At 70.7% G+C, this 22,005-nt stretch carries 19 protein-coding genes; 9 read left to right on the forward strand and 10 right to left on the reverse strand.

The genetic code is table 11. The annotated features are described in order from the left end of the window. The first annotated feature begins 71 nt into the window (after window positions 1-71). Window positions 72-1,220 (forward strand): AI-2E family transporter, encoded by a 1,149-nt coding sequence (locus BM028_RS01855; RefSeq protein WP_070416699.1) that lies wholly within the window; start codon window positions 72-74, stop codon window positions 1,218-1,220. Here the strand turns inward: BM028_RS01855 and BM028_RS01860 are convergent. Both BM028_RS01860 and dapE read right to left on the reverse strand, forming a co-directional pair. Further along, complete coding sequence (locus BM028_RS01860; RefSeq protein ID WP_092384206.1) at window positions 1,199-2,443, reverse strand: hypothetical protein; 1,245 nt, start codon at window positions 2,441-2,443, stop codon at window positions 1,199-1,201. The two genes, BM028_RS01855 and BM028_RS01860, sit on opposite strands and share 22 nt — an antisense overlap. Then, the gene (dapE, locus tag BM028_RS01865; RefSeq protein WP_092384208.1) at window positions 2,428-3,510 is read right to left on the reverse strand and encodes a succinyl-diaminopimelate desuccinylase; all 1,083 of its coding nucleotides are present in this window, start codon (window positions 3,508-3,510) and stop codon (window positions 2,428-2,430) included. The genes BM028_RS01860 and dapE overlap by 16 nt, the downstream gene beginning before the upstream one ends. An 89-nt stretch (window positions 3,511-3,599) precedes the next feature. On the opposite strand from dapE, the gene dapD reads away from it, so the two are divergent. Beyond that, window positions 3,600-4,568 (forward strand): 2,3,4,5-tetrahydropyridine-2,6-dicarboxylate N-succinyltransferase, encoded by a 969-nt coding sequence (gene dapD / locus BM028_RS01870; RefSeq protein ID WP_092384210.1) that lies wholly within the window; start codon window positions 3,600-3,602, stop codon window positions 4,566-4,568. 11 nt (window positions 4,569-4,579) lie between these two features. Further along, window positions 4,580-5,386 (forward strand): alpha/beta hydrolase, encoded by an 807-nt coding sequence (locus BM028_RS01875; RefSeq protein ID WP_092384212.1) that lies wholly within the window; start codon window positions 4,580-4,582, stop codon window positions 5,384-5,386. A gap of 130 nt (window positions 5,387-5,516) precedes the next feature. On the opposite strand, the gene BM028_RS01880 is transcribed toward BM028_RS01875, so the two are convergent. The 7 genes from BM028_RS01880 to typA form a co-directional block, all read right to left on the reverse strand. Next, window positions 5,517-6,815: a citrate synthase gene (locus BM028_RS01880; RefSeq protein WP_083403225.1), complete on the reverse strand. Its 1,299-nt coding sequence runs from the start codon at window positions 6,813-6,815 to the stop codon at window positions 5,517-5,519. Between the two features lie 151 nt (window positions 6,816-6,966). Further along, complete coding sequence (dapC, locus tag BM028_RS01885; protein ID WP_092384214.1) at window positions 6,967-8,085, reverse strand: succinyldiaminopimelate transaminase; 1,119 nt, start codon at window positions 8,083-8,085, stop codon at window positions 6,967-6,969. 14 nt (window positions 8,086-8,099) lie between these two features. Next, window positions 8,100-8,417, reverse strand: coding sequence for a ferredoxin (gene fdxA / locus BM028_RS01890; protein WP_058728223.1), 318 nt, complete (start codon window positions 8,415-8,417; stop codon window positions 8,100-8,102). A gap of 82 nt (window positions 8,418-8,499) precedes the next feature. Continuing rightward, the gene (locus BM028_RS01895) at window positions 8,500-9,699 is read right to left on the reverse strand and encodes a PIG-L family deacetylase (protein WP_092384216.1); all 1,200 of its coding nucleotides are present in this window, start codon (window positions 9,697-9,699) and stop codon (window positions 8,500-8,502) included. A 25-nt stretch (window positions 9,700-9,724) separates the two neighbouring features. Further along, window positions 9,725-10,267 (reverse strand): hypothetical protein, encoded by a 543-nt coding sequence (locus BM028_RS01900; protein WP_071294977.1) that lies wholly within the window; start codon window positions 10,265-10,267, stop codon window positions 9,725-9,727. A 113-nt stretch (window positions 10,268-10,380) separates the two neighbouring features. After that, window positions 10,381-11,574 carry an amidohydrolase gene (locus BM028_RS01905; protein WP_175495958.1) on the reverse strand — a complete coding sequence of 398 codons (1,194 nt, stop codon included), beginning with the start codon at window positions 11,572-11,574 and terminating at the stop codon, window positions 10,381-10,383. 93 nt (window positions 11,575-11,667) lie between these two features. After that, window positions 11,668-13,590, reverse strand: a complete 1,923-nt coding sequence (gene typA / locus BM028_RS01910) for a translational GTPase TypA (RefSeq protein WP_070416707.1) — start codon at window positions 13,588-13,590, stop codon at window positions 11,668-11,670. Between the two features lie 138 nt (window positions 13,591-13,728). Between typA and BM028_RS01915 the strand changes: the two genes are divergently transcribed. The 3 genes from BM028_RS01915 to BM028_RS01925 all read left to right on the forward strand — a co-directional run bounded on the left by BM028_RS01915 (window position 13,729) and on the right by BM028_RS01925 (window position 15,884). Beyond that, window positions 13,729-14,478 carry a CPBP family intramembrane glutamic endopeptidase gene (locus BM028_RS01915; RefSeq protein WP_092384220.1) on the forward strand — a complete coding sequence of 250 codons (750 nt, stop codon included), beginning with the start codon at window positions 13,729-13,731 and terminating at the stop codon, window positions 14,476-14,478. A 182-nt stretch (window positions 14,479-14,660) separates the two neighbouring features. Then, entirely contained in the window at window positions 14,661-15,140 is a 480-nt protein-coding gene (locus tag BM028_RS01920; RefSeq protein WP_092384222.1) for a peroxiredoxin, read from the forward strand. Window positions 15,141-15,335: 195 nt separating this feature from the next. Continuing rightward, on the forward strand, window positions 15,336-15,884 hold the full coding sequence (locus BM028_RS01925) for a hypothetical protein (RefSeq protein WP_092384224.1): 549 nt from the start codon (window positions 15,336-15,338) through the stop codon (window positions 15,882-15,884). An 84-nt stretch (window positions 15,885-15,968) separates the two neighbouring features. Here BM028_RS01925 and BM028_RS01930 read toward each other — a convergent pair whose 3' ends face one another. Next, window positions 15,969-17,681 (reverse strand): ABC transporter family substrate-binding protein, encoded by a 1,713-nt coding sequence (locus BM028_RS01930; RefSeq protein ID WP_070416711.1) that lies wholly within the window; start codon window positions 17,679-17,681, stop codon window positions 15,969-15,971. Between the two features lie 262 nt (window positions 17,682-17,943). Here BM028_RS01930 and BM028_RS01935 point away from each other — a divergent pair, with 262 nt between their 5' ends. The 3 genes from BM028_RS01935 to BM028_RS01945 are packed head-to-tail and all read left to right on the forward strand — an operon-like array spanning window position 17,944 to window position 22,003. Next, window positions 17,944-18,924, forward strand: coding sequence for an ABC transporter permease (locus BM028_RS01935; RefSeq protein WP_070416712.1), 981 nt, complete (start codon window positions 17,944-17,946; stop codon window positions 18,922-18,924). A gap of 3 nt (window positions 18,925-18,927) precedes the next feature. Beyond that, complete coding sequence (locus tag BM028_RS01940; protein ID WP_083295025.1) at window positions 18,928-19,866, forward strand: ABC transporter permease; 939 nt, start codon at window positions 18,928-18,930, stop codon at window positions 19,864-19,866. Further along, entirely contained in the window at window positions 19,859-22,003 is a 2,145-nt protein-coding gene (locus BM028_RS01945) for a dipeptide ABC transporter ATP-binding protein (RefSeq protein WP_092384226.1), read from the forward strand. The genes BM028_RS01940 and BM028_RS01945 overlap by 8 nt, the downstream gene beginning before the upstream one ends. Window positions 22,004-22,005: the final 2 nt, after the last annotated feature.

Below are 22,005 nucleotides of genomic sequence, written 5' to 3' on the forward strand. Positions count from 1 at the left end.
ACTGCGAAACCGCCCAGGTTGGGGGTCGTGGATCGCGACGTTCTCGCGGTTCCGAGTGGTCACCTTGGCGTGTGCCGTACATCCGCTCCAAACGCCGTCAACCGCTCGACCCCGCCGTCGAGGCCGTCCCCGTCGGCGTGCGCGTCGCGGGGGCGTTCTCGTGGCGGATGCTCGTCGTCGTCGCCGCCCTCGCCGTCGTCGTGGCACTCGTGGTCCTGCTGCAGGACATCGTGGTGCCGTTCCTGATCGGCCTCATCGTGTGCGCCCTGCTCGCGCCGTTCTCGCTGTTCCTGCAGCGCCACCGCTGGCCGAAGTGGCTCGCGGTGCTGTCGTGCTTCCTCGCCGTCGTGATCGTGATCGGCGTCCTCGCGCTGGTCGTCACGGCGCAGATCCGGTACGACCTGCCGTCGCTCGAGCACCGTCTCGACCACAACGTGCAGTCGCTGCAGAGCCTGTTGGCCACCGAGCCGTTCGGCATCACGGCGTCGCAGGTCACGAAGTGGCTGTCCGACGGCACGAAGTTCCTGCAGACCCACGCGTCGTCGATCGCCTCGGGTGCGGCCGAGGCCGGGAGCGGGCTCGTGCACCTGCTCGAGGGCCTCTTCATCGTGGTGTTCACGACGATCTTCGTGCTCGTCGACGGCCCGCGCATCTGGTCGTGGGTGGTGCGGCTCTTCCCCCGCCGGGCGCGCGGTCGCATCGACGTCGCCGGGCACGCCGGCTGGAAGACCCTGACGAGCTTCATCCGCGTCCAGCTCGTCGTCGCGGTGACGGACGCGCTCGGCATCGTGATCGGCGCCCTCGCGCTGCAGGTGCCGCTCGCGATCCCGATCGGCGTCATCGTGTTCTTCGGCGCCTTCGTGCCGGTCGTCGGCGCGATCGTCGCGGGCGTCGTCGCGGTGCTCGTCGCGCTCGTGTTCAACGGCTGGGTGCCCGCGCTGGTCATGCTCGGCATCGTGATCGCCGTGCAGCAGCTCGAGAGCCACGTCCTGCACCCGTTCCTCACCGGGTCGGCCGTGCGCGTGCACCCGCTCGGTGTCGTGCTCGGCGTCACCGCGGGCACGACGATCGCCGGCGTCGTCGGGGCGTTCTTCGCGGTGCCGTTCATCGCGACCGCGAACGCGATGATCCATGCGGCGGCGTCAGCCGACCCCGAGGCGGTGGCGCGGGGCGCCGAGGACCGCGAGGCCGACGTCGATCACGGCGGGGTCCAGTCGTAGCCGTCGATCCACCAGCAGTAGTACATCCACACCCACTGCAGCGCGATGCAGACCACCACGACCGCCACCCGGTACACCCGTGACCGCGGCAGCGCGACGATCCCGAGCAGCGGGGCGATCGGCAGCAGGATGCGCCAGGTGCTCGACTGCGGGAAGAACACGGCCAGCAGGTACACCAGGTAGGCGACGCCCCAGAGCCGCAGCTCGAGCCCGATCCGCCGCGCGGCCGGCAGGGCCACGAACGCGGCGAACCCGACCACCACGACGGCGAGCAGGATCGCGCCGGCCGGCTGCCCGAACCACCACCCGAAGCCCTGCACCCACGGCGCGAACGGGACGAGTTCCCGCCACCCGATGTACGACGACCGCCACGCCAGTTCGGTGTCCGTGTACGCCCGGGGCACCCCGGTCACCGCCCAGGCGATCGCCGGCCACGCCAGCCCGACGATCCCGGACACGACCGCGACCACCGCGGGTGGGACGAACCGCTGCACGGTGAGCGGCGACGACGCGCGGACCCACGACGGGCGGACGAACCACGCGGCGAGGAACAGCACGATCAGCAGCGCGAAGGCCAGCCCGGTCGGCCGGGTCATGCCGAGCAGCAGGACGACCGGGAGCATCGACCACCAGCGGCGGTCCACCATCAGCAGCAACGCGACGAGGAGCAGGAACAGGCCCATCGACTCGGCGTACGCGACCTGGAACATCGCCGAGACGGGTGCGACGCAGAACAGCACGGTCGCGAAGGTCGCCCGAGCCGGGTCGAGGAACCGACCCATCAGCCGCCGGAACACGAGCGCCGCTCCCCAGCCGAACAGGAGCGAGACGGACACGGCGACGAACTCGAAGGACGCGCCCGTCAGCGCCATCAGGCCCCGCACCAGGAAGGGGTAGGCGGGCATGAACGCCCACGCGTTCTCGGTCACGTGTCCCGTGGCGTCGATCGGCAGCGTCGAGGGGTACCCGGACGCGGCGATCACCCGGTACCAGGCGCCGTCCCAGATCGACGAGAACGACAGCAGGCCGGGGTGCTGCACCGTGAACGAGTTCGCCGCCTGCACGCTCGCGAACGCGGCGAGCATCGTGCCCGTGACGATCCGCGCGAGCACGTACACGACCGTGATCCGCAGCCACCACGGCACGACCCGGTAGCGGGCGTGCCACCGGGCGCGGGCAGGGCTCAGCCGGGTGGACCCGGCCGTGGTCAGGCCGTCAGCCACCGACGCAGACCGTGCTCGACCGCGGTGATCTGGTCGACGGGGACCTGCTCGTCGTCGTGGTGGGCGAAGACCGGCTCGCCGGGTCCGTAGTTGACCGCGGGGACGCCGAGCGCCGAGAAGCGTGCGACGTCGGTCCACCCGTACTTCGGGCGGGGCGCGGGACCGCCGACGGCGGCCACGAAGTCCTGCGCCATCGGGGCGTCGAGTCCGGGGCGGGCACCGGCGGCGAGGTCGACGATCTGCACGTCGTAGCCGTCGAAGAGCTCGCGGATGTGGGCGACGGCCTCGTCCGCGCTGCGCGACGGGGCGAAGCGGTAGTTGACGTGCACCATGACCTCGTCGGGGATGACGTTGCCGGCGATGCCGCCCGTGATGCCGACGGCGTTGAGGCCCTCGCGGTAGTCGAGCCCGTCGACCGTGACCGTGCGCGGCTCGTAGGCGGCGAGCGTGGCCAGGATCGGCGCGGCCTTGTGGATCGCGTTGTCGCCGATCCAGCTCCGGGCGCTGTGCGAGCGCTTGCCGGAGGCGCGGACCTCGGCCCGGAGGTTGCCGTTGCACCCGCCCTCGATCTGCGCGCCGGAGGGCTCGCCGAGGATCGCGAAGTCGCCTGCGAGGAGCTCGGGACGCGTCCGTGCCAGGCGCCCGAGGCCGTTCAGCGCGTCGCTCACCTCTTCGTGGTCGTAGAAGACCCAGGTGACGTCGACGTTCGGCTCGGCGAGGTCGTACGCGAGCTTGAGCTGGACCGCGCAACCTGCCTTCATGTCCACCGTGCCGCGGCCCCAGAGGATCTCGGTGCCGTCCTCGGCCGTCCGGAACTCGGTCGGCAGGTTGCCGTTGAGCGGCACGGTGTCGATGTGCCCCGCGATGACCACGCGGCGGTCACGACCGAGGTTCGTCCGTGCCACGATCGCGTCGCCGTCGCGGATCACCTCGAGGTGGGGCAGCGGCGTCAGGGCGGCCTCGATCGCGTCGGCGAGCGGCCCTTCGTCACCGGACACCGACTCGATGTCGCAGATGGCACGGGTGATGTCGATGGACGAGGCGGTGAGGTCGAGCGGCTCCGGCATGCGGGAAGCCTACCGGCCGACCCTTGCAGCCCGGCGGAGCCGTCCGGACGGACGGGTGGCCCCCTCCCCTCGCTGGGTACCCTGGTCCGGTGACCGACACGACCGCTGCCACCGCCCGCCCGACCCACGCCTGGGGCCACGGCCTCGCGACGATCGCCGCCGACGGCACGACGCTCGACACCTGGTACCCGGAGACGTTCGTCGGCACACTGCCCGCCGACGCCGTGTTCCCCGCCGACCTGCGCGCACACGTCGGCGACGACCCGCGCCGCGGTGTCACGATCGAGGCGGTCACGACCGAGGTCACGATCGACGCCGCACCCGCGAGCACGCCGGACGCGTACCTCCGCCTGCACCTCCTCAGTCACCTGCACGTGGCGCCGAACGAGGTCAACCTCGACGGTGTCTTCGCCCACCTGCCGATCGTCGCGTGGACGAACGCGGGCCCGGTGCACCCCGACGACCTGACCCGCCTCCGCCCCGGCCTGCAGCGCGCCGGGATCGCCGTGCACGCGATCGACAAGTTCCCCCGGCTGGTCGACTACGTCGTGCCCGACCGCGTGCGCATCGCCGACGCGAACCGGGTCCGGCTCGGCGCCCACCTCGCTCCCGGCACGACGGTGATGCACGAGGGCTTCGTGAACTTCAACGCCGGCACCCTCGGCGACGCGATGATCGAGGGCCGTGTCTCGCAGGGCGTCGTCGTCGGGAACGGCACGGACATCGGCGGCGGTGCCTCCATCATGGGCACGCTGTCCGGCGGCGGCACCCACCGCGTCTCCCTCGGCGAGCGCGCGCTGCTCGGTGCGAACGCCGGTCTCGGCATCTCGCTCGGCGACGACTCCGTGGTCGAGGCCGGGCTGTACGTGACGGCCGGCACGAAGGTCGTCGTCGTCGGCGCGGCCCCGAACCCGGACGGCACCCCGAAGACGGTCAAGGCCGCCGAGCTCTCCGGCACGCCCAACATCCTGTTCCGCCGCAACTCGGTCTCCGGCGCGGTGGAGGCACTGCAGCGCCAGGGGCAGGGCATCCAGCTCAACACCGCGCTGCACGCGTAGGCGGTCCGTCCGTGGGGGGAACGGTCGACGGACCGCACGGCCCGGTGCCGGTCCGCCGGTACGCCGCACGCCGGGGCACGACGTCGGCCACGACGCTCGTGTGGTTGCACGGGGGTGGGTTCTTCCGCGGCAGCCTCGACCTGCCGGAAGCGCACGTCGTCGCCGGCACCCTCGCCGACCGCGGGCTCGACGTCGTCACGGTCGGGTACCGCCTCGCTCCCCTGCCCGGGTTGCCCGTCGTCGGACGCCGAGGAACCCGGGGGCGACGCCGCCACCCGGTGCCGAACGACGAGGTCCGCGCCGTGCTCGAGGTCGTCCGCGGCGAGACCGACGGTCCCGTCTTCCTCGGCGGGGCGAGTGCCGGCGCGTGCCTCGCAGCAGCCGTGACCCGGACGCTGCCGGACGCCGCACGGCCGGACGGACTCGTCCTCGCGTACGGGTTCTTCCACGCCCGCACCCCGCGCGACGCGGCAGTCCTCCGATCGGTCCGCGGGCACCGGCGGCTCACGCACCACCCGGCACTGCTCGACCGGGCGAACCGGAACCACGTCGGCCGCGCGGGTGACACCGCCACCGCGTTCCCCGGCGGCGAGGACCTCTCCGGCTTCCCCCGCACGCTCATGGTGGACGCCGAGCACGACACGATGCGGGCCTCGGGCGACCGGTTCGCCGACGAGCTGCGCGGCGCCGGGGTCGCGGTCGAACGGCACGTGCTCCCGGCAGCGCGCCACGCCTTCCTCAACCGGCCGGGGTCATCGGACTCGGACCGGGCGCTCGATCTCGTCACCGCCTGGGCGGCGCGCTCGTCCGGCGCCTGAGCGGCGCGGGCGGGCACGCGGCGGAGCCGACCGTGCGACGGACGGGAGGCACGGTGCCAGCCCGCACCGTGCCTCCCGTCGGTCGATCCGTACCGTCCACCGCCGCGCCCGCGCGTGGCTGCGCGGCGCGTCAGCGTGCGGGCAGGTCGCGCTCCGGGTGCCCGACGTAGAGCTGCTGCGGGCGCCCGATCTTGTTCAGCGGGTCGTTGTTGAGCTCGCGCCACTGCGCGATCCACCCGGGCAGACGCCCGATGGCGAAGAGGACCGTGAACATCCGCGGCGGGAAGCCCATCGCCTTGTAGATGATGCCCGTGTAGAAGTCGACGTTCGGGTAGAGCTTCCGGCTGACGAAGTACTCGTCCTCGAGCGCGATGCCCTCGAGCTCCATGGCGATGTCGAGCAGGTCGTCCTGCACGCCCAGCGCCTCGAGCACCTCGTGCGCCGACTCCTTCACGAGCTTCGCCCGCGGGTCGTAGTTCTTGTAGACGCGGTGCCCGAAGCCCATGAGCTTCACGCCGCGCTCCTTGTTCTTCACCCGCTCGACGAAGCGGGTCACCGGCTCGCCCGAGTCCTTGATCTGCTGGAGCATCTCGAGCACGGCCTCGTTCGCACCGCCGTGCAGCGGACCGTACAGCGCGTTGATGCCGGCGGAGATCGAGGCGAACATGTTCGCCTTCGTCGACCCGACCATCCGGACCGTGGCGGTGGAGGCGTTCTGCTCGTGGTCCTCGTGCAGGATCAGGAGCCGCTCGAGCGCCTTCGACAGCACCGGGTTCGGCTGGTAGGTCTCGGCCATCGTGCCGAAGTTCAGGCGCAGGAAGTTGTCGACGAAGGACAGCGAGTTGTCCGGGTAGAGGAACGCCTGCCCGATGGACTTCTTGTGCGCGTACGCGGCGATCACCGGCAGCTTCGCGAGGAGCCGGACGGTCTGGAGCTCGACCTTCTCGGGGTCGTCGACGTCCATGTCGTCCTCGTAGTAGGTCGACAGGGCGCTGACGGCGCTGGAGAGGACGGACATCGGGTGCGCCGAGTGCGGCAGGGCGTCGAACAGACGACGGAGGTCCTCGTGCAGCAGCGTGTGGCGGCGGATCCGGGCGTCGAAGGACTCGAGCTCGGCGGGCGTCGGCAGCTCGCCGTAGATGAGGAGCCAGGCGACCTCGAGGAAGGTCAGGTTCGACGCGACCTGGTCGATCGGGTAGCCGCGGTACCGCAGGATGCCCTGGTCACCGTCGATGTAGGTGATGGCGCTCTTCGTCGACCCGGTGTTCACGAACCCGTAGTCGAGCGTGTTCATCCCGGTCTGCTTCTTGAACGTCGAGATGTCGATGGTGGACGCACCGTCGACGCTCGGCAGGATCGGGAACTCCGCCGTGCCGCCCGGGTACGTCAGCGTCGCGGTCGCCGCGGTCTGCTCGGCGGCGGGACTCACGGGGACGGGCGTGGTGGGCGGTGTGGCCGTCTTCTGAGCGTCATTGGCAGTGTCAGTCACGGTGACAGCCTAATCGCGCCCACTGTCGGTCGTGCACACATCGAGCCTCAGGACTTGGTGGGAACCACGGATTGCGCCGAGCGCGAAAGGCTCAGGCGGACGCCAGACGACGCCCGCTCGCCAGTCGCTGCGCGGCTGCGGCGATGCGCTCGTCGGTCGCCGTGAGCGCCACACGCACGTGCTCGGCACCCGCTGCACCGTAGAAGGTCCCCGGTGCGACGAGGATCCCGCGCTCGGCCAGCCAGGCGACGGTGTCGAGCGCCGCTTCGCCGCGGGTGGCCCAGAGGTACAGGCCCGCCTCGCTGTGGTCGACCCGGAAGCCGGCGCCTTCGAGTGCCCGTCGGAGCATGTTCCGTCGGGCGCGGTAGAGCGCCTTCTGCGCCTGCACGTGGGACTCGTCGGCGAGGGCGACGATCATCGCTTCCTGCACCGGGAGCGGCGGCATCATGCCCGTGTGCTTGCGGACCGCGAGCACCTCGGCGAGGACCCGCGCGTCACCGGCGACGAAGGCCGCCCGGTAGCCGGCGAGGTTCGACTGCTTCGAGAGCGAGTAGACGCTGAGCACCCCGTCCACCGAGTCGCCCACGACCCGGGGGTCGAGGATCGTCGGGGTCGGTGCGGTGTCGTACGGCGGTTCCCACCCGAGTTCGGCGTAGCACTCGTCGCCGACGATGACGGCGCCGAGCTCCCGCGCCCGCTCGACCGCGGCGCGCAGCTCGTCGATCGACAGGACGCGGCCGTCGGGGTTGCCCGGGGAGTTCAGCCAGACGAGCTTCGTGGTGGACGGCCAGGCGGCCGGGTCGTCCGACGCGAGGGCGTCGGCGCCGACCAGGGCCGCACCGAGCTCGTACGTCGGGTACGCCGCGGCCGGGAACACCACCGTGTCGCCGCGGCCGATGCCGAGCCAGAGCGCGAGCCCGGCGATGAACTCCTTCGACCCGATGGTCGGGAGGACCTGGTCCGGCGTGAGGGTCACGCCCTGGCGCCGGCCGTACCAGTCCGCGATCGCCTCGCGCAGGGCCGGGGTGCCGGCGACCTGCGGGTAGGCGTGCGCGTCGGTCGCCTCGGCCAGCGCCGTGCGGACGACGGCGGGCGTCGGGTCGACGGGCGAGCCGACGCTGAGGTCGACGATGCCGCCCTCGACCGCCGCGGCCTGCTGCTTGAACGGGACGAGCTGGTCCCAGGGGAAGTCGGGGAGGTCGAGCGCCACGGGTCGGATCCGGTTCAGCCGCGGGGCGGTTCGGCCATGACGACCGGGTGGTCCTTGTGGATCACACCGACCTTCGCGGCACCGCCGGGGGAACCGACCTCTTCGAAGAACTCGACGTTGGCCTTGTAGTAGTCGGCCCACTCGTCGGGGAGGTCGTCCTCGTAGTAGATCGCCTCGACCGGGCACACCGGCTCGCACGCACCGCAGTCGACGCACTCGTCGGGGTGGATGTACAGCGACCGGTCACCCTCGTAGATGCAGTCGACCGGGCATTCGTCGATGCAGGCGCGGTCCTTGACGTCGACACAGGGCTGGGCGATCACGTACGTCACGGTTGGGGTGCTCCCTTCGGACTGAGCAGATCGAGTCTACCCGCGCGACCCGGCCGCACCTGACCGCCCGGCGGACGGACCGTCAGGCCCGGTCGGCCGTCCCCGACCGCCCGGCGGCCGACGCCCGGATGCCGGACAGGTCGGGCCACGCGAGCACGAGCGCCGTGACGGCCGCCGGCCCGAACGTCCACACGTAGCCCGCGACGTTGGCGAGCACGAGCGGGGAGCTCTGCCCGCCCACCGACGACAGCACCTGCGTCGCGGCGATGATCCCGATGCCGACCGCGGCGACCATCGCCCGCGACCGGTACAGCAGCCGGATGCCGACCGTGAGCCCGATCACGATCAACGAGGTGAGCACGATGCCGACCGGGAAGCCTCCGAGGGTCTGCTGGTGCGTGACCGTGCCGAGTCCCCCGGCGACGAGTCCGAGCACGAGGGCGACCACGACGGCGGTGACCTTCCCCTGCCGCGAGAACTCGGCGAACGTCTGCGGCGCCTGCGGGACCCGGTCGGCGTCGTGACGGAACGCCTCGACCGCCGGCGCCTGGTGCCGGGCACCGTGCGGCATCACCCACGACAGCGCGGTCGGGTCACGGGGATCGACCGGGTCGACCGTCACCTGGGACCGGTACTGCTCGACGGCCGCCCGGACCTTCGCCCGCACCGGTACGACGTCGACGGTCAGGTCGGCCTGCCCGGAGTCCGGGTCCACGATCATCGAGAACGGGAGTTCCTCGGCACGGGCGGCGTACCGCGCGGCGTGGTGGACCCGCACGTGGTCGGGGTGGCCGTAGCCGCCGTCGTCGGCGTAGCTCACCACCGCGTCCGCGCCGGCGGACCGGATCGCGGCGCGGATGTCGTCGACGACCTCGCCGAGGTCCGCCGCGGTCAGCGAGTCCGCCGGGGCGTCCCCGGCGGCGACGGCACGTCCGTCGGGGCCCCACTGCATGCCGGAGTCGGTGTAGCGGCGCTCGGGCAGGTCCGTCGGACGCGCACCCGACCCGCCGAGCCAGAGGTGCGCCGGACCGCCGAGTGCGGCGAGGGCGGCGGCGATCTCGGTCTCGCGGTGCGCGGCGACCCGCGGACCGTCGCCGAAGAGCGGCGCGAGCTCGGGCGTCAGCATCTCGCCGCGCTCGCCACGGGTGGCGGTGAGCACGGTCACCTCGGCGCCGAGCTCGAGCAGGGTGGCGATCGTCCCGCCCGACGAGAGCGTCTCGTCGTCGGGGTGGGCGTGCACGAACAGGACGCGCTCGGGGCGGGTTGCGGGGGCCTTCGACATCGGGTCCAAGCGTACCCAGCGGTGGCTAGCGGGGCGTCACGATGTAGGTCGCGGTGACGCCGTCGCTGCCGTCGGAGAAGGTCAGGACCACCCGGTAGCCGTCGCTCCGGAACATCCCGAAGGCGCTGGACGAGTCCGCCCGCTTCGCCGACTCGGTGAACCCGGCGTCGGTGAGCTGCTGCGCGGCGGCCTCGAAGTCGTCGACCGAGGCGGCACGGACCTGTGCCACCCACCCGGATCCGTTCGGCCCGCTCCCGCCGCCGAGCACGGTGCCGTCGACGAGCGGGACGTCCTTCGTCGGGAAGCCGTCGGGGACCTTGCCGTCCGAGGTCACGTTCGCGCCCTTGAGCGCGGTGTCGAGTGCGCCGTCGATGCCGCCGGCGACCGAGGCCATGCCGTCCTGGACGGCCTTGCCGTCGATGCCCTGCACGCCCTCGGCGACGCTCGACGCGACCGACGAGCCGAGGTCGGTGGCCTGCTTCACGGCGTCGGACGAGCAGCCGGCCAGTCCGGCGAGGGCGATGCCGGCGGCGACGGCGGCGATCAGGGTGCGGGTCGGGGTGCGCATGCCCAGCACCCTAGGGGGCGAGACGGGAGGCGCGGCGTGAGTCCCCTGGGAACGTCACGTGCGTGGCGGGGTCGCGCCGCGCCTCCTGGCTCGGTCCTGCGAGACCGCCCGCGTCAGGCGACGTACGCGCGCGTCGCCGCCACGAGGGCGTCGACGCCCACCGGGATCGCCGTCTCGGCCTGCGGCGCGTAGAAGGGCGAGTGGTTGCTCGGGATGTCCTCGCCGCGACGGAACAGCTCCGGGTCGGTGATGCCGGTGAACCAGTACACGAGCGGCGCCCCCGCCGCGGTGGCGAGCTGGCCGACGTCCTCGGACGCCATCGCCAGGCCGATCTCGAGGTCGCGGGCTCCGGGGACCTCGGCGCGGATCGCGTCGAGCACGGTCTGGGCGGCCTCGGCGTCGTTCACGGTGACCTCGGCACCCGGCGACCGCACGATCGTCGGCTCGGGGAGCCCACCGGCCTCGCTCTCGGCGCGGACGATGCGCTCGATCGAGGCGATGATCCGCTCGCGGGTCTCCTCGTTGCGGGCCCGCGTGGAGATCTCGATGACGGCCTGGTCGGGGATGATGTTCGCGCGGGTGCCGGCGTGGAAGCTGCCGACCGTGACGACCCCGGCGTCGCTCGGCGAGACCTCGCGCGAGACCACGGTCTGCAGGCGCACGACGGCCGACGCGGCCGTGACGACCGGGTCGAGCGAGGCCTGCGGGGCGGAACCGTGCGCGCCGCGGCCGTTGAACGTGACCGTCAGCCGGTCGCTCGACGCCATCACGGGGCCGCTGCCGACCGCGACGATGCCGACCGGCGCCGGCGCGGAGTGCTGTCCGAGGACGACGTCGGGCGTCGGGAAGCGCTCGACGAGCCCGTCCTCGACCATCGCCCGGGCGCCGGAGATGACCTCCTCCGCCGGCTGGAAGACACCGACGACGGTGCCGTGCCAGTCGCCCGTGGTGGCGGCGAGGCGCTCGAGGGTCCCGAGCAGCCACGTCACGTGGATGTCGTGGCCACAGGCGTGCATCGTCGGGACGTCGTTGCCGTCCTCGTCGGTGCCGTGGTGCTCGCTGGCGTAGGGCAGGCCGGTGCGCTCCTGGACCGGCAGCCCGTCCATGTCGGCGCGGAGCCACACGACGGGCCCCTCGCCGTTCGACAGGACGCCCACGACACCGGTGCCGCCGACGCCCGTGGTGACCTCGATCCCGCCGATCTCCGCGAGCCGGTCGGCGACGATGCCCGCCGTGCGGTGCTCCTGGAAGCCGAGCTCGGGGTGGGCGTGGAGGTCCTGGTACAGCGCGAGGAGGTCGAGAGTCACGCGCACCACGGTACATCCGACGACGGCCCGGCCACCTCGAACGAGGTGACCGGGCCGTCGGGGGGAGGCCGTGCCTCCTGGATGGACCGCTGCTTACGCGTCCTGACGCTTCAGGCGGGCGTAGGCGCGCTGGCGGGCCTGCGCGTCGAGCTCGACCTTGCGGATGCGCACGGCGTCGGGGGTGACCTCGACGCACTCGTCCTCACGCGCGAACTCGAGGCACTCCTCGAGCGACAGCTGGCGCGACGGCGTCATCGACTCGAAGGTGTCAGCGTTCGCCGAACGCATGTTCGTGAGCTTCTTCTCCTTCGTGATGTTGACGTCCATGTCGTCGGCGCGCGAGTTCTCGCCGATGACCATGCCCTCGTAGACCTCTTCGGTGGGGTTGACGAAGAACGTCATCCGCTCCTGGAGGTTCGTGATGGCGAACGGCGTGACGACACCCGAGCGGTCGGACACGATCGACCCGTTGATGCGGGTCTGGATCGGGCCGGCCCACTCGTCGTAGCCGTGCGAGATCGCGTTGGCGATGCCGGTGCCGCGGGTCTCGGTGAGGAACGACGTGCGGAAGCCGATCAGGCCGCGCGACGGGACGATGAACTCCATGCGCACCCAGCCGGTGCCGTGGTTCGTCATGTTCTCCATGCGGCCCTTGCGAGCGGCCATGAGCTGCGTGATCGCGCCGAGGTACTCCTCCGGCGTGTCGATCGTCATGTGCTCGTAGGGCTCCTGGAGCTTGCCGTTCTCGTCACGCTTGGTGACGACCTGCGGCTTGCCGACCGTGAGCTCGAAGCCCTCACGACGCATCTGCTCGACGAGGATGGCCAGTGCGAGTTCGCCGCGGCCCTGGACCTCCCACGCGTCGGGACGACCGATGTCGAGGACCTTGAGCGAGACGTTGCCGATGAGCTCGCGGTCGAGGCGCTCCTTGACCATGCGGGCGGTGAGCTTGTGGCCCTTGACCTTGCCGACGAGCGGGCTGGTGTTCGTGCCGATCGTCATCGAGATCGCCGGGTCGTCGACCGTGATGGTCGGCAGCGGACGGACGTCCTCGGGGTCGGTGAGGGTCTCACCGATGGTGATCGTGTCGAAGCCGGCGACGGCGACGATGTCACCGGGGCCCGCCGACTCGGCCGGGTAGCGCTCGAGCGCCTTGGTGACGAGCAGCTCGGTGATGCGGGCGTTGACGACGCTGCCGTCGTGCTTGACCCACGCGACCGTCTGGCCCTTCTTCATGGTGCCGTGGAAGATGCGCAGGAGCGCGAGGCGACCGAGGAACGGCGACGCGTCGAGGTTCGTGACGTGCGCCTGCAGCGGGTGCTCGTCGTCGTACTTCGGGGCGGGGACGTGCTGGAGGATCGCCTCGAAGAGGGGCTCGAGGTCGTCGTTGTCCGGCAGCGAGCCGTCGGCCGGCTTGTTGCGGCTGGCGGCACCCGCACGACCCGAGGCGTAGACCACGGGGACGTCGAGGATCGCGTCGAGGTCGAGGTCGTCGACCTCGTCCGACAGGTCGGAGGCGAGCCCGAGCAGGAGGTCCTGCGACTCGGACACGACCTCGTCGATGCGGGAGTCCGGGCGGTCCGTCTTGTTGACGAGCAGGATCACCGGGAGCTTCGCGGCGAGCGCCTTGCGGAGCACGAAGCGGGTCTGGGGCAGCGGGCCCTCTGATGCGTCGACGAGGAGCACGACGCCGTCGACCATGGAGAGGCCGCGCTCGACCTCACCACCGAAGTCGGCGTGACCCGGGGTGTCGATGACGTTGATCGTGATGGGGCCGTCCGCGCCGAACTCGGTCGCGTGCTTGCCGTTGTAGAGCACCGACGTGTTCTTCGCGAGGATCGTGATGCCCTTCTCGCGCTCGAGGTCGTTCGAGTCCATCATGCGGTCTTCGCCCTCGAAGTGGGCGTCGAACGAGTTGGTCTGCGTGAGCATCGCGTCGACGAGGGTGGTCTTGCCGTGGTCGACGTGTGCCACGATGGCGACGTTGCGCAGGTCGGACCGGGTGGCGAGCGCCATACAGGACATCCTTTGGTGTTCGGAAGAAGATCGGGCGGCCGACTGTGGCGCTCGCGCCGCGGTGGCACTGCCCGGAGGTGGGCAGAACGCCCGACACGCCAGTCTACCGGTAGTTCGCAACCGAGAGGAGTACCCCCGATGAGCCGTCGGCGAACGTGGATCGAGATCACGATCGTGCTGATGCTCTCGCTCGGCGGCAGCGCGCTGTACTCGGTGCTGCAGATCATCGACGACCTGTCGCAGACGACGCCGCTCGGGCAGCAGTCCACGGCGCTCAACACCTCGACCACGACCGTGCAGTACGTCGACCTCGCCCGGCAGCTCGTGGGCATCGCGGTCGACCTCGCGCCGGTCGCGCTCGTCTGCTTCCTGCTCTGGAGCACCACCCGCCCGCACCTCGGTCGGCTCGGCATCGACCGGTTCCGCGTGCGGCCCGACCTCGGTGGCGCGGCGCTCATCGCCCTCGGCATCGGGATCCCCGGGCTCGCGCTGTACTTCACCGGGCGGGCGCTCGGGTTCACCGTGAACGTGAACCCGGCGGCGCTCGACTCGTACTGGTGGACGATCCCCGTGCTGCTGCTCTCGGCGATCCGCTCCGGGCTGCAGGAGGAGGTGATCGTCGTCGGGTACCTCTACGAACGGCTGGGCGGCCTCGGGTGGGGGCGCTGGCAGGTCGTCCTGTCCACCGCGGTCCTGCGCGGGAGCTACCACCTCTACCAGGGGTTCGGCGCGTTCGTCGGGAACGCCGTGATGGGCATCGTGTTCGGCTGGATCTACACGAAGTGGGGTCGACTCCTCCCCCTGGTCATCACGCACTGCCTGCTCGACGCCGCGGTGTTCGTCGGGTACCCGTGGGTCGCGCACGCGTTCCCGCAGCTCTTCCGCTGACGCTGGTCGCCCGCGGCACGGCGGGCGACCGGTCCCGGGCGTCCGCCGCGCCGACCGCGCGGCATCCCCCCGTTCGGGCGTCGGCGATGCGGCGGACCCGTCCGACCCCGGTCCGACGGACCCACAGCGAACCCACAGCGCGGCGCCGCACCGGACCGTGGTCCCGCACCTACCGTGGCCGCATGAGCATCCCCGAGGTCGGCGATCCCGCACCCGGATTCACCCTGCCCGGCATGATCGTGCGCGACGGCACCCGCACCGACGACGAGTACGCCCTGTCGGCCGAGATCGGCCGGACGCTCGTGCTCGCCTTCTACCCGGGCGACGCCACCCCGGTCTGCACGGCACAGCTCTGCAGCTACCAAGAGGAACTCGACGACTTCGGCGACCTCGGCGCCGTGGTGTGGGGCGTCAGCCCGCAGGCGCTCGACTCGCACGAGGCGTTCGCCCGCGGGTCCTCGCTCACCTTCCCCCTGCTGAGCGACACCGCGGGGGACATCATCCGCGCGTACGGCGTGCAGGCGCCGGGGATCGGGCTCCGGCGGTCCGTGTTCGTGATCGGGCCGGACGGCGTGGTCCGCTGGCGGCACGTGGGGCTCGTCGGGCTCCGGTTCCCCAGGGCGGACGCGATCCGGGCGCAGATCGAGCTCCTCGTGGCGTGACACGGCGTGTCGGTCCCCCGAAAATGCGACGGTCTGGGGTATTGACACCCGAACGGGGGCCGAGGACGATTGACGCCACGAGAGGTCCACACAGGATCTGCCTCCCCGGGGAATCGGGTCGTCCGGAGATACGCGCTGGTGTGTCACACCCGCTCCCCGGGCGTTCCCGGGGAGGCATCTCGTAACCTCTTCGGCGTGACCACGATCCTCGCCCCCGGCATGCGTCTGCTCGCCGTCGTCCTGTGGGTCGCGGCCGCCGCGCTCGTTCCCCTCGCCCTCCTGAGCGGCGGCACCGCCTGGCTCGCCCCGGTCCCGAGCATCTGCATCGCCTTCATCGCGTGGGCGGTCCTCTGGCGCCCGCGCTTCGAGCTGACCGACGAGCACCTCCGCATCGTCGACGTCCGCCGCACCAGCACCTACACCTGGCGCCGCGTCACCGAGGTCCGCACCAAGTACGGCATCGAGATCGTCACGAGCGAGGGCGTCCGCCGCACGTGGCTCGCCACCCGCAGGTCGGCCCGGCTCGCCGCCGTGGTCGACGGTCGTCCAGGAGGCGCGGATCGCGTCGACGTCGACGCTGCGGCCGAGCGCATCCGGGCGTTCGTGCCCGAGCCGCCCGCACAGGACGGCCCGCCTCCGGCGACCGTGACGGCTGCGCCGATCACGCACCGTGTGCACGGGTGGACGATCCTCGCGATCGTCGTCCTCGCGTTCGTCGCGACCCTGGCGGCCGCGCAGCTCTGACCGCCGCGATCCCTCCGACGAAGAACGACATCCCCGACGTCGTGCGACGTCGGGGATGTCGTTTCCGTTCTCCAGCGGAGCGGACTACTTCTTGTAGCCCACGTCCTGCCACTTCACGGAGGACTGCTGGAACTGCGCCGGACCGTAGTTCACGAGGTCCTTGCGCACGCCCCAGGCGTAGGGCTCCGGGAACAGCGGGATCGTGCCCGCGACCTTGACGATCTTCTTGTCGATCGCGTCCGCGTCCTCGATGCGCTTGTCGGCGTCGAGTTCGGCGTTCGCCTTGTCCCAGGCGGCACCGAGCGAGTCGTCGGTCACGCCCGTGTAGTTCTGCCCCGCGTCGGCCGGGTAGTAGATCGACTTCAGCGACGACACCGGGAACGGCGTGCCCTGCCAGGCGAAGTACGTGGCGTCGAAGTCACGGCCGTCGGTGGTGACGTACTTCGTGAAGAAGTCGTCGGTCGGGACGGTGTCGATGGTCACCTTGAAGCCGGCGAGCTTCGTCTGCTGCTGCACGAGCTGCGCGACGTTCGCCGAGTTCTGGTTGTCCGACGGGATGACGAAGCGGACGTCGAGCGTCTTGCCGCCCTTGGTCGCGTAGCCGTCCGAGCCGATCGTGTAGCCGGCGTCCTCGAGCTTCTTCTTCGCCTTGTCGGTGCTGTAGCCGTAGACCGAGGAGACGTTGTCCTGGTAGCCCTTCTGGCCGGGCAGGTAGACGAGGTTGTTGAGGACCTGCACCGGGCTCTTCACCGGCGAGAGGATCGCCTGCGCGACGACCTGGCGGTTGATCGCCTGGGCGAACGCCTGGCGGACCTCCTGGTCCTTGAAGACGTCCGACGTGCCGTTCAGGGTGATCTGACGCTGGGTCGTGCCGAGCGAGCGCTCGATCTTCGAGTCCGAGCGGCTGTTCGCGGTCTTGAAGTTGTCCGCGCTGCCGTTCAGGTTGAAGGCGTCGAACTCCTTGTTCGCGTAGGCCTGGGCGACACCGTCGCGGGACACGGTCTTGAAGACGATCGTGTCGAGCTTCGGCGCGTCACCCCACCACTTCGAGTTCTTCTCGAAGGTCACGACGCCGCCGTTGGCGTCGAAGGTCTTGAGGATGTACGGGCCGGCGGAGACGTACGTCTTGCCGTCCGCGGCGAACGGACCCTTCGCCCACGAGTTGTTGAAGTGGTCGGGGGTGTCCACGGCCCAGTAGGGGTAGATCGCGGTGAAGACGCTCGGCCAGTCGGCGTTCGTCTTCGAGAACGTCACGATGACGTCGCGCTCGTCCGAACCCTGCGTGACGGAGTCGACGTCTTCCCAGACGTTGGTGGCGAGCGGGGCGAAGGCCTTGTTCGTGCCGTTCAGCGCCTTCCAGTTCGCCTCGACGTCCTTCTCGGTGATCGGGGTGCCGTCGGACCAGACCGCCTTGGGGTTGATCTTGATCTCGACGGTCTGGGGCGAGTCCTTCGTCAGCTCGATCGAGTCGACGTAGTCCTTGTTCGCCTCCCACTCGCCGTTGGCCTTGAACTGGATGAACCCGGGCAGGTAGGTGCCCGCGATCGTGTTGTCGTCGACCGTCCCGGAGTCGAGGTTCGACAGCTGCCAGTTCGCCGGTGCGGAGTCGATCGGCAGGGTGAGCGAGCCGCCGTCCTTGATCGTGTCGCGGTCGGCGACCGTCCAACCCGTCGACTTCAGCGACGACGTGGCGACGGCCGAGCTGCTCTGTCCGGCGGACCCGCCGCCGGAGCAGCCCGCGAGCACGAGTGCCGCGGCGGCTGCTGTGGCGAGCACGGCCGTCGTCTTGATCCTCATTCGCATGGCGAGGATTCCCTTTCGTTGTGGTTCGCGCCGGAGCGCCGGGACGCGACGGCCCCCGCCGCCACGCCTGTTGGTTGAGAACCCTAGTCACATCCGAAGGTCGCACAAGGGCTGCTGTACCGAATCGAAACATGCTCGTAACGAATGTTGCATAGCGTCAACAGGGATCACCCACCCCGGCTCGGAAGCGGCTAGCCTGTCGCCACCGAACAACGCCGTCCGGACGGACGGCCGCACCCCACTGAGGTCCCAGTACATGCTTGCTTTCCTCGCGAAGCGGATCGTCAACTACGTGATCCTGACGATCGTCGCGACGACGCTCGGCTACATCCTCGCCAGCGCGACGCTCAACCCGACGTCCCGGTACCTCGGCAAGAACCCGCCGGTCCCGCAGAGTTCGATCGACGCCGCGCTCCAGAAGCTCGGCGCCGACCCGAACACCCCGCTCCTGGTCCGCACGTGGAACTGGTGGGTGAACCTGGTCACGCACGGCTCACTCGGCATCAGCGCCCGCGGCACCGAGGTCACGGCCGACATCGTCGCCCGCTCCGGCACGAGTCTGCGACTGCTGGTGATCGGCACCCTGCTCGGTGCGATCCTCGGTGTCCTGCTCGGCGTCTGGAACGCCGTCAAGCAGTACAAGACGTCCGACCAGGTGTCGACCTACCTCTCGTTCGCGGTGCTCGCGACGCCCCCCTTCGTCATCGCGGTGGTGCTGATGATCCTCGCGACGACCCTGAACGGGGCGGTCGGGACGCAGCTGATCTCGTTCACCGGTGAGTACACCCCGGGGGTGACCGGGTTCTTCCCGGTGCTCGGCGACCGGCTGGTGCACCTGCTCTTACCGACGATCTCGCTGACGGTCGGCGCCGTCGCCTCGTACTCGCGCTACCAGCGCTCCGCGATGCTCGACGTGCTGTCGAACGACTTCATCCGGACGGCGCGCTCGAAGGGCCGGACGCGTGGATCGGCCATCATGCGGCACGGTGTCCGCGTCGCCCTCATCCCGATGTCGACGTTCTTCGCGTACTCGTTCGGCCTCATCCTGACCGGCGCGAGCATCACCGAACTGGTCTTCAGCTGGCACGGCATGGGCGAGTACTTCGTCCAGAGCATCAGCAACAACGACATCAACGCGGCAGCGGGCACGATCCTCTTCACGGCGATCCTCGTGCTCATCGCAGGCACCCTCGCGGACCTGCTCTACGCCGCGCTCGACCCGCGAGTGAGGGTGTGACCCGTGTCTGTTCTCGACCCCACGACCACGACCACCGCCGGCGACCCCGGTGACGGCAACGCCGGGCAGCCGGCGCACGTCGTCGAGGTGAAGGGAGGCCGCACCCCGCTCTGGCGCAAGGTGCTCGGCACCTGGCGTGCCCGCATCGGTGGCGGTGCACTCCTCCTCATCCTGCTCTGGGCCTTCGTCGGTCCGTACCTGTACCACTGGAACGCCGTCGACTCCGACGGGCTCGCCTTCGGCATGCCGCCGAGCGCCTCGCACTGGTTCGGCACGAACGACATCGGCCAGGACATCTACGCCCAGACCCTGGTGGGCCTGCAGAAGTCCCTGCTCATCGGGCTCATCGCCGGTCCCGCCGCGACCCTCATCGCGGGCATCGTCGGTGCGATCGCCGGGTACTTCGGCGGGTTCGTCGACCGGGCGCTCGTGTGGGGCATCGACCTGCTCCTGGTCATCCCGTCGTTCTACGCGCTCGTGCTCCTCAGCCCGCTGTTCAAGAACCTCAGCTGGCTCGCGCTCATCGTCGGCCTGGCGATCTTCGGGTGGATGATCATGGCCCGCGTGATCCGCGGACAGACGATGTCCCTCCGGGAGCGCGACTACGTCAAGGCCGCACGGTTCATGGGCGTCCCGTCGTTCACGATCATCCGGCGGCACATCCTGCCGAACGTGGCCTCGCTGCTCATCATCGACGCCACGCTCGGCGTCGGCGCGATGATCCTCTCCGAGAGCGCCCTGAGCTTCTTCGGCTTCGGCATCCAGGTGCCGGACGTGTCGCTCGGCACCCTGCTCGCCGCCGGCAGCCAGTCCGCGGTCACCCGACCGTGGCTGTTCGTCCTGCCGGCTGCGACGCTCGTCGCCACGGTCCTCTCCACCAGCCTGCTCGGCGACGCCCTGCGCGACGCCATCGACCCCACCTCGGGAGCCAACCGTGACTGAGCCGCTGCTCACCGTCTCCGACCTCGCCGTCACGTTCAACCCGGGCTCCAAGCCCGTGTACGCCGTGCGCGGCGTGGACTACTCCGTCAACCAGGGCGAGTTCCTCGGCATCGTGGGCGAGTCCGGATCGGGCAAGTCGGTGTCCTCGATGGCCGTGATGGGTCTGCTGCCGTCGTCGGCCAAGGTCGAGGGCAGCATCCGGTTCGACGGCCGCGAGCTGCTCGGCCTGAACGACCGCGAGATGTCGAAGCTCCGTGGCGGCGACATCGCGATGGTCTTCCAGGACCCGCTCTCCGCCCTGACGCCCGTGTACACGATCGGCCAGCAGATCATCGAGGGGCTGCGGCTGCACGACCGGAACCTCACCGCGCACGCCGCCCGGGCCCGCGCCGAGGAACTCCTGCGCGTCGTCGGCATCCCGAACCCCTCGCGGCGGCTCGACGCCTTCCCGCACGAGTTCTCCGGCGGCATGCGGCAGCGCGCCATGATCGCGATCGCCATCGCCAACGACCCGAAGCTGATCATCGCCGACGAGCCGACCACGGCGCTCGACGTGACGATCCAGGCACAGATCCTCGACGTGCTGCAGACCGCCAAGGACATGACCGGTGCCGCCGTCGTCCTCATCACGCACGACCTCGGCGTCGTCGCGGGCAACGCGGACCGGGTCGCCGTGATGTACGCCGGCCGGATCGTCGAGACGGCACCGGTCGAACCCCTCTTCCGCGAGCCGGTCATGCCGTACACGATCGGTCTGCTCCGCTCGATGCCGAACATGGCCTCGGCACGCTCGGAGCGCCTCGTCCCGCTCGACGGCCGCCCGCCGCTGCTCACCCAGAAGCCGACCGGCTGCCCGTTCGCCGACCGCTGCCCCGCGGTCCTCGACGCCTGCCGTGAGGGCGAGCCGGCCCTGATCGCCCCGTCGGTGGCACCGAGCGACGACAACCCGGTCCTGACCGGTGCGACGCCGACCATCACGAACGGCGCCTTCGACGACGAGCACACCGCCGCGTGCATCCGCCGCGACGAGATCGCCGCCGGCACGCTCGCCCGCTCCGAGATCTTCCCGCGCCCGGAGGACGTCCCCGAGTCCGAGATCGACCACGGCGACGACGTGGTCCTGCAGCTCGACGACGTCGTGAAGACCTTCCCGCTGACGAAGGGCGCCCTGTTCCGCCGGCGCATCGGCGAGGTGCACGCGGTCGACGGGATCTCGCTCACGCTGAAGCGCGGACAGGTCCTCGGGCTCGTCGGCGAGTCCGGCTGCGGCAAGACCACGACGATCATGGAGATCCTCGAGCTCGCCGGCGCGCAGCAGGGCAGCATCAAGGTGAACGGCGTCGACACCGGCACGCTGTCGAAGTCCGACCGCCGTGCGCTCCGGAGCGACATCCAGGTCGTCTTCCAGGACCCGATGGCCTCCATCGACCCCCGACTCGACATCGGGTCCGTGATCGGCGAGCCGCTCACGGTGCAGGGCGTGCCGAAGGACGAGATCCGCCGACGCGTGCGGGACTCGCTCGAGCTCGTCGGTCTCGAGCCGAGCTACATCGACCGGTACCCCCACGAGTTCTCCGGCGGCCAGCGACAGCGCATCGGCATCGCCCGCGCGCTCATCGTCGAGCCGAAGATCCTCGTGCTCGACGAGCCGGTGTCGGCGCTGGACGTGTCCGTGCAGGCCGGTGTCATCAACCTGCTCGAGGACCTCAAGCACCGCCTGGGCCTGTCCTACCTGTTCGTCGCGCACGACCTCTCGGTCGTCCGGCACATCGCCGACGACGTCGCGGTCATGTACCTCGGCCGGATCGTCGAGTACGGCGACGGCGACCGCGTGTTCGACGACCCGCAGCACCCCTACACCAGGGCCCTGCTGTCCGCGGTCCCGGTGCCGGACCCGTTCGCCGAGGCCGCCCGCGGACGCATCCTGCTCGACGGCGACCTCCCCTCCCCCACGGAACGGATCGACGGGTGCCGGTTCCGCACCCGTTGCCCGCTGTACCAGCTCCTCGACGAGGACCGGCAGCAGCAGTGCCGTTCGGTGGACCCGCGCCTGCAGGACGTGCACGGACGCGGCGTGGCCTGCATCCAGACCGACCAGAACCACCTGCTCACCGAGCGGGTGTCGGCGACGGTGTGACC

Origin of the sequence: Curtobacterium sp. YR515, assembly GCF_900113095.1 — a bacterium.
Classification (GTDB): domain Bacteria; phylum Actinomycetota; class Actinomycetes; order Actinomycetales; family Microbacteriaceae; genus Curtobacterium.

Bases quoted from the DNA above. Each gene is read 5' to 3' on its own strand.
- BM028_RS01920 (WP_092384222.1), top strand. From the start codon at position 14,661: ATGAGCATCCCCGAGGTCGGCGATCCCGCACCCGGATTCACCCTGCCC.
- typA (WP_070416707.1), bottom strand. From the start codon at position 13,590: ATGGCGCTCGCCACCCGGTCCGACCTGCGCAACGTCGCCATCGTGGCA.
- BM028_RS01935 (WP_070416712.1), top strand. From the start codon at position 17,944: ATGCTTGCTTTCCTCGCGAAGCGGATCGTCAACTACGTGATCCTGACG.
- BM028_RS01900 (WP_071294977.1), bottom strand. From the start codon at position 10,267: ATGCGCACCCCGACCCGCACCCTGATCGCCGCCGTCGCCGCCGGCATC.
- BM028_RS01930 (WP_070416711.1), bottom strand. From the start codon at position 17,681: ATGAGGATCAAGACGACGGCCGTGCTCGCCACAGCAGCCGCCGCGGCA.
- dapE (WP_092384208.1), bottom strand. From the start codon at position 3,510: ATGCCGGAGCCGCTCGACCTCACCGCCTCGTCCATCGACATCACCCGT.
- BM028_RS01895 (WP_092384216.1), bottom strand. From the start codon at position 9,699: ATGTCGAAGGCCCCCGCAACCCGCCCCGAGCGCGTCCTGTTCGTGCAC.
- BM028_RS01915 (WP_092384220.1), top strand. From the start codon at position 13,729: ATGAGCCGTCGGCGAACGTGGATCGAGATCACGATCGTGCTGATGCTC.